The sequence below is a fragment of the Clostridium sp. genome, from assembly GCF_016650095.1.
Lineage (GTDB): Bacteria > Bacillota > Clostridia > Clostridiales > Clostridiaceae > Clostridium_AD.
In genome coordinates, this window is sequence record NZ_JAENWL010000225.1 from 1 (window position 1) to 6,180 (window position 6,180).

The following is a 6,180-nucleotide window of genomic DNA, read 5'->3' on the forward strand; positions in this document are numbered from 1 at the left end:
CATTTGAAGCTCCAACAGCGGGTGGAATGATGCTTTACAGCATAATTGATATTACTGATGAACAATTAAAGAAACAACTATCAGTAGAATGTGATAACCAAGAGTTTATTGCAAAAGCTCCTTTAGTGCTTATATTCTTTGCAGATTATCAAAGATGGTATGATGCTTTTGATTTAGAAAATTGCAATCCAAGAACACCAGGAGAGGGTGACATCCTTCTTGCCACAGCTGATGCAATAATAGCTGCTCAAAACACAGTAGTAGCTGCAGAATCTTTAGGAATTGGTTCATGTTACATTGGTGATATTATCGAGAATTGTGAAACTATTAGAGAGTTATTAGATCTTCCGGATTATGTTATACCTGCGGTTATGGTGGTTTATGGTTATCCTGTTCAGGCTCAAAAGAATAGGAAAAAACCTGTGCGTTTCGAAGAGAAGTATATAGTATATGAAAATAAATATCGCAGACTAACTAAGGAAGAGCATATAGAAATGCAAAGCATAAGAAATGAGAAGGCAGAATTTTTAAATAAAGTTGTTAGCGAAGATGTTAAAGCTCTTTGCAAACGTAAGTATATGTGTGATTTCTCACTAGAAGGGAATAGATCAGCATCTAAATATCTTAGGAAGTTTAGAGAAGAGTAATACATTTATTCCTAAGAATATAAGCGCAGTTGATGATTGTATGTATGCTATATTGAGAGACGAATGGAAGGCACAATAAACATAAGGAGGATAACGATATGAAAGAAAATAAAAAACTACAATTGAAGAAGTATCTGAAAAAAAATACACAAGATTCATTGCTTAATAAATTAGTGGAAGTATCGCAAAAGGCGGGAATTAATGTAGTTTATGCAGGGTTATTATTATTCTATGTTTTACAAAAACCGTTTGTTCCAAAATGGGCAAAGGCAACAATAACCAGTGCTTTGGGTTATTTTATTTTTCCGGTAGATGCAATTCCAGACTTTACTCCAGCTATTGGGTATTCAGATGATTTGGGCGTATTAGCAATAGCGATTGTAGCTGTAGCTATGTTTATTGATGATAAAGTTAAGGAGAAATCGAAAGCAAAGCTAAAAAGCTGGTTTGGAGAATATAAAGAAAGTGTATTGAGAGATATAGACAAGAGGGTTAATGAAAATCATAAAGTCCACTAATTTTTTAAACTTGGAATAAGTGAAGAAGTAATACACATGTAATTTGTGGACAAGTATACTATTTTATCATAGTTTTGTGGATAAAATGATGAATGAAATTTTATTATCCGATATAGGGTAGTTATAATTAAGTACGTCTTAATTTAATTATATAGAGGGAGGCATGAAAATGTTAATTGATACTAAGTTGGATGATTTCAAGTTAAGATTTGCAGAAATAAAAGATGTTCCATTAATTTTAGAATTTATAAGGGAATTAGCTGATTATGAAAAAATGTTACATGAAGTTGTAGCAACAGAAGAAGTTTTAATAGAATCTCTATTTGAGAGAAAGATGGCTGAGGTTATTATTGGCGAATATAAAGATAAACCAGTAGCTTTTGCATTATTTTTTCACAACTTTTCTACTTTTTTAGGGAGACCAGGTATTTATTTGGAAGATTTATATGTTAAGCCTGAAATGAGAGGAAAGGGTATGGGGAAAATTATGCTTTCTTATCTTGCTAAATTGTCGGTGGAAAGTAAGGGCGGAAGATTAGAATGGGGGTGCTTCGATTGGAATGAGCCATCAATTCGGTTTTACAAACAAATGGGTGCAGTTCCAATGGATGAATGGACAGTATTTAGAGTACATGATGATGCATTAGATAAGTTGGCTATGAAATTTGATGAGTAAATTTTGTCTAAGGGCTATCTTTAGGCTTTTTTATTTTACTCACTTTGAAAGGGTGCCATGAGATATTATTATCGAACCCAAGTATTAATTTAGGAAGGAGCAATTATGGAATGGTTTTATTTAGTGGTGGCTGGAATTTTTGAAATAGAATGGGCAATCGAGTTAAAATATTCGCAAGGGTTTACAAAAATACTTCCCAGTTTATTAACCGTTATAGGAATGATTGCAAGTTTTTATTTTTTATCATTATCGTTAAAAAGTCTGCCGCTTGGAACTGCATATGCAGTTTGGACTGGTATAGGAACTGTTGGCACAGTGGTCTTAGGAGTTATCTTGTTTAAAGAACCTATTAATATTATGCGTGTTATTTGTGTTGTATTAATTGTAAGTGGAATCATTGGCTTAAAACTGATAACAATAAAGTAGCAAATTATGTAAGCTTTATACTAATCAAAGCAAGCGCTAGTTATATTAGTAAGGGATTGTAGATGAAACCCAGAATAATACCTATTAATAAGGAGGAATTTTAATGAAAAATTTTGTGATTGAAGATGATTTTTGGAGTTTATTCCCTAATGCAAAGATCGGAGTTGTAATTTGTCATGGGATAGATAATACCATAAAAAATGAAGAAGGATACCTGGATATGATTTTAAAGTCTGAGAAAGAAGCTTTGAAATATTTACAAAATGAGGAATTTAGCAATAACGAAGTAATAAAAATATGGAGAGAATCATTTCAAAAGTTTAAAACAAAGAAAGGTGCGAGGTCATCCATTGAATCATTGTTAAAACGAGTTCATAAAGGAAATCATATTGGAAATATTAATCCGTTAGTTGACATATACAATTCAATTTCATTAAGATATGCTTTGCCTTGCGGTGGTGAGGATATAGACAAATTCGACGGAGATATAAGATTGACAAAAGCAATTGGAGATGAGGACTTTATTCCACTTGGAACGGATGATAATTCACCACCTTATGAAGGAGAAGTTGTATATAAAGACAATGTTGGAGCGATTTGCAGATGCTGGAATTGGCGGGAATCATTAAGAACCATGCTAACTGAAAAAACAAATAATGCTTTTTTATGTATTGAATTGACTGATGAAAAAAGACAAGTGGAATTTGAGGATGCTTTAAAATCACTTGGAATATTAGTAAAAGACAATTTAGGAGGAGAAATTCAAACTTCAATTTTGGATATTAATAATAAGTATGTGCAAATCGATTAAATCAATTTTGGAGGGTTTATAAATGAGTAATTTTAGTTATAAGGATATTTATATTGAGGATGGTAAGCGGGTTCTTGAGTTGCTAGAGGTGTCAAAAAGGATTTTGCAAATGTAATGATGATATTATATCTTACAACAAAATTAGGCATGGTAAAACATGTTACGGATACTACTGAAGTACTATTAAAAAGAAAACCTAGAACTATAGAAGAGTTTATAAAAGATAACGTAAAAGTGTGGGATTAAAAAATACGAGTAGGAATGGAAAACACAAACGTCGTGAAAAATAATTTCACGACATCTGTTATATACCTATATTTTCATTCTCGCATTTAAATATGTAATAAACCGCTATTTATATGTATAGAGGGTGTAACCGTAGAATACCTATAGTGTTTGCTTTTCGGATGTAACTGTTATTTCTAACACTCTACTAAGGAATGAAAATTTTTCTTTCATCATATCAAATTCTGAACCAGATTTAATAAATTTTGCAGTCCCTTCTATTAAGAAACCAGTTCCCATAGCTCTATATCCCATAACTTCTTTACTTCCTAGAGTCACCTTAACTTCATTATTTTGCTCTACATTTTTTTGGGTTTTTATCATTCCGGCAGCAGGCATTAATAATCTACCATCCTCAGTAGCAACAACATATGAGTTCCATGTATTAACTACATGTGATTCATTATTACTACAAGATACAATAGCTACTACTCCTTCATAGGAAATAACTTCAAGTAATTTTTCATTTAACATCTAAATTCCTCCTTTTTTAAAAAGCCCTTATTGCACATTCATTGACTTTCCAATAAAATAATTATACAATCAATCTGGAGTTATTAAAAGTGCCAATTATAATTATTTTATAGGATACAGTTATGAGGAGAGTGATTTTAATATGGTTAGATTAGATAGTGATTCAAGTATTCCTCTATACTTGCAAATTTACGAACAGCTAAAAGAAGATATAATTTCAGAACAATTTTCACAGGGTAGTAAGCTTCCTTCAACGCGATCCCTTTCAACAACGTTAAATGTCAGCAGAAATACAGTTGAAAGTGCGTATTTACAACTTTGCTTAGAAGGATATATTGAAAGTAAACCAGGTAGTGGGTTTATTATTCAAAAATTAGATACCTTAATGATTTCAAAACTAAAGAGAGATATCCCTAATAATTTTGACGAATATACAAAAGAATTACCAGAAGTAAATTCCACTTTGCATAAATATAATTTTAGTTATGGAAACATAAGTGCTACTAATTTTCCTTTTAGTATATGGCGTAAGATTTCAAACAAATGTGTATCAACATTAACTGCTAAAGAGATGACTTCATATAGCTCTAGCAAAGGTGAACGAGACTTACAAATAGAAATTATTAAATATTTAAATAAATCAAGAGGTTTTTCTTGTAATCCTGAGCAAGTTATTATCTCCGCAGGGATGGAATATGGTTTAAGCTTATTATGTCAGCTATTCAGACAGGATTTTAATCAAATAGCATTGGAGGAACCAGGGCATATTGGTGCACGCAATGTTTTTATTAATAATGGATATAATGTTATTCCAATTAAACTAGAAGCGGATGGGATAGATATTAATCAATTGGAAAATAGTTCAGCAAGAATAATATATGTAACACCTTCACATCAATTTCCAACCGGCTTAGTAATGCCAATCCAAAAAAGATTAAAGCTATTAGATTGGGCTATGAGAAAAAATGGGATTATAATTGAGGATGATTATGACAGTGAGTTGAGGTATAATTCAAGGCCTATTCCATCAATACAAAGTGTAGCTACAAAGGAAAATGTTGTTTACATAGGAACATTTTCAAAAGCTTTATCACCTAGCCTGCGTATAAATTATATGATAATACCACAAGAATGGTTAGAAAAATATGATGAAATCTTTAGTACATATCAAACGCCGGTTCCATTAATTCAACAAAAAATAATTCAACAATTTATGTATTTAGGACATTTCGACAGTCATTTACGGAAAATATGTTTAGCATATAAAAGAAAATATGATATATTAATTCATACTATTAATGAAGTAATGGGTGATAAAGTAATTATTCATGGTAAAAATGCGGGTCTGCATATCTTATTGGAATTCAAAAATGGATTAAGTGAAGATGAGATTATAATAAGAGCTAAGAAATATGGTGTAATAGTTAATTCTGTATCGATATTTTGGATTAAACCACAAAATTATTCTAATAACATGATTATGCTTGGTTTTGGAGAAATACCCGAAGATGATATTATCCAAGGTATAAAGACACTTAATGAAGCATGGTTTAGTGAGCAATAGGGAGGTGTATATACAACTTCTCCTGAAAACTGCTCACGTTAATATAACATGAGCAGTTTTATGGTCTTAACCTCTAATAATTATCATCCGATAATCCTTATATTTTTTATTTTAACCATTCAGGTTCTTCTCTAATAATTGGTCTTATACCATACTTTTCCTCAAAGTCTTTTAAAATATTTTGCCTAACTTCTGAGGAGGATTTAATATTAGAAATTAAATCTTTTGATATACCATAAGTAAAGGGACAATTAGCTATACATAAACCACAATCAGTCCCTAGACTCCTCCACCGCCTATAACATTCCTCAGCATTTATCTTCCATCTTAATACGCCATCTTCTTCTACCATTTCTGTCTTAGATATTGATTTTCCGGGGCATGTCTTTGCACATTTTCCACAATCAAGGCAAAATTCCTTAACGCCAAAGTCTTCTTGCATATCAGGTATAATAGGCATATCCGTGGTTACGATACCAAGGCGTACACAGGGCCCATATTCTTTAGTTATAAGTAGTCCGTTTCTTCCAAACTCACCAAGCCCTGCATCTCTTGCTACTATAGGTGCTACTACTAAATAGTTTCCATCCATATGATTTCTAGCATCATAACCTAGTTCTCTTATATAATATGAAATTAACATTCCAACAGTTGCTGACTCAACATATCCTTTTACAACAGCAAGTGATTCTGGTAATTTTGGTGCTCTCATAATCATTTCAGTATCCATAGGTATTGCAAACACAATTCCATACTTATGTTTTCTAAAGATTTCTTCG

General features: G+C 31.7%; 9 protein-coding genes. 7 read left to right on the forward strand and 2 right to left on the reverse strand.

Going from position 1 to position 6,180, the window contains the following annotated elements; translation table 11 throughout:
* The 6 genes from JJE11_RS12745 to JJE11_RS12770 form a co-directional block, all read left to right on the forward strand.
* The coding region (locus tag JJE11_RS12745; RefSeq protein ID WP_291636188.1) for a nitroreductase family protein at positions 1–647 on the forward strand (647 nt) is incomplete at its 5' end.
* Positions 648–745: 98 nt separating this feature from the next.
* Positions 746–1,165, forward strand: a complete 420-nt coding sequence (locus JJE11_RS12750) for a YkvA family protein (protein ID WP_291636190.1) — start codon at positions 746–748, stop codon at positions 1,163–1,165.
* Between the two features lie 163 nt (positions 1,166–1,328).
* A complete protein-coding gene (locus tag JJE11_RS12755; protein ID WP_291636192.1) occupies positions 1,329–1,841 on the forward strand; it encodes a GNAT family N-acetyltransferase in 513 nt (170 codons plus the stop codon).
* Between the two features lie 105 nt (positions 1,842–1,946).
* Positions 1,947–2,267 carry a multidrug efflux SMR transporter gene (locus tag JJE11_RS12760; protein ID WP_291636194.1) on the forward strand — a complete coding sequence of 107 codons (321 nt, stop codon included), beginning with the start codon at positions 1,947–1,949 and terminating at the stop codon, positions 2,265–2,267.
* Positions 2,268–2,370: 103 nt separating this feature from the next.
* The gene (locus JJE11_RS12765; protein ID WP_291636196.1) at positions 2,371–3,078 is read left to right on the forward strand and encodes a B3/4 domain-containing protein; all 708 of its coding nucleotides are present in this window, start codon (positions 2,371–2,373) and stop codon (positions 3,076–3,078) included.
* A 114-nt stretch (positions 3,079–3,192) separates the two neighbouring features.
* Positions 3,193–3,324, forward strand: coding sequence for a hypothetical protein (locus tag JJE11_RS12770; protein ID WP_291636198.1), 132 nt, complete (start codon positions 3,193–3,195; stop codon positions 3,322–3,324).
* A 141-nt stretch (positions 3,325–3,465) separates the two neighbouring features.
* Here JJE11_RS12770 and JJE11_RS12775 read toward each other — a convergent pair whose 3' ends face one another.
* Positions 3,466–3,837 carry a pyridoxamine 5'-phosphate oxidase family protein gene (locus tag JJE11_RS12775; RefSeq protein ID WP_291636200.1) on the reverse strand — a complete coding sequence of 124 codons (372 nt, stop codon included), beginning with the start codon at positions 3,835–3,837 and terminating at the stop codon, positions 3,466–3,468.
* Positions 3,838–3,979: 142 nt separating this feature from the next.
* Between JJE11_RS12775 and JJE11_RS12780 the strand changes: the two genes are divergently transcribed.
* Positions 3,980–5,401 (forward strand): PLP-dependent aminotransferase family protein, encoded by a 1,422-nt coding sequence (locus JJE11_RS12780; protein ID WP_291636202.1) that lies wholly within the window; start codon positions 3,980–3,982, stop codon positions 5,399–5,401.
* A gap of 106 nt (positions 5,402–5,507) precedes the next feature.
* On the opposite strand, the gene JJE11_RS12785 is transcribed toward JJE11_RS12780, so the two are convergent.
* Positions 5,508–6,180 (reverse strand): reductive dehalogenase domain-containing protein (locus JJE11_RS12785; RefSeq protein ID WP_291636205.1); only part of this gene is annotated, 673 nt, incomplete at its 5' end.